Source organism: Waterburya sp. (assembly GCF_058530065.1).
The window spans coordinates 1-1179 of the sequence record NZ_JBZNBU010000419.1 but is presented as its reverse complement, the minus strand read 5'-3'; the positions used below and the strand labels follow the sequence as shown (position 1 = coordinate 1179).

Genomic DNA, 1179 nt, shown 5'->3' with positions numbered 1-1179 from the left:
GCTCTAAGCTAGAGGAATCTTGAGTCCCCTACCAATTGAATTAACTCTAGAATATTAGATAATATTATTTCTTCATAGTTTTATCGAGCATTCAAAAATTGACAATGAACAATTCTCTATTGTCCATTAATAAACCAATGTATTAATAATTCTTAGCTACAGTTAGTTTTTCTTTATAACATAACTTAACTTAATTTAATGGTTTTTTGTATAGTATTGAAACGATTATTTTAAAATCAAGCTTAAAAATATTCCAGCGATCCCATCTACTGATAAATTTTAGAATGGGATTGAGAATTAAACATAATGGAATTACAGCAGAATAAGCTATGGGAAAAAAGAAGCTTCTTGCTATTACCTGACAAGCTAAAACTTTGTTATAAAAATTTAAAGGTAGAGCGAGAACAATATATTTCCTATGAAACCCTGGCAAATGAGGCTTATATTAGCAGTCACCAAAATAGTAGGCTGCTGTCGCTCGCTGTAGCAACAATTTCCTTTGCTGTATGTATTTTTTTACAAAGCTTATCACTTCAAAAAGGATTTTACTACGCGCTCTTTCCTCTAGTAGCAGGTATTTTATTAGCGGTTTTATATCGATATCGGCAACAAAACTATATAATCATCGAGACAAGCGATCGCCGAAAAATTGTCTTTCTTCGAGATCGCCCCAACCGCCAAGCTTTAGATAAATTTTTGACCCAGCTTTGGTTGTATCGTAAACGATACCTGAGAGAAAAATATTTCTATATCAACCGCGATCGCGATTTTGAAAGACAAACCATCAGGCTGAAGTGGCTGTTAGAACAAAACATAATTACTAAAACAGAATTTAAGTTTGCTCAAGAAGATTGGGTGATTCTTCGCAGCGAGCGATCGCCTTTGCGCCCAGGCTGCTAATTAGTCTCACTTTATATTTTTTAAATACTATCCAAGTCCAAGCTAATTCAGAAAAATCTGTCACGATTTTAACCTACTCATCCCGATTTTTGGTTTTTTCTAAGATGTATTTGCGTATTCGCTTTCTCCTTATGAATTTGTCCTGTCGCTAGAAAGTCTTGACGATTTGTAGCTTGTGTTCTGGCATGACACGGCCATAAACGCTAACGCTTTTAACAGCCTTTTTTAAATCTTCTAAAGGCATTTTGGCTATTTCTTATCTCGTAAAGATGCGATCGC

Annotated in this window: 1 protein-coding gene; it reads left to right on the top strand. The window is 34.6% G+C overall.

Annotated features, from left to right (window positions below):
• Positions 1 to 306 precede the first annotated feature (306 nt).
• Positions 307 to 900 (top strand): hypothetical protein, encoded by a 594-nt coding sequence (locus AC33VI_RS23045; protein ID WP_491784600.1) that lies wholly within the window; start codon positions 307 to 309, stop codon positions 898 to 900.
• Positions 901 to 1179 lie beyond the last annotated feature (279 nt).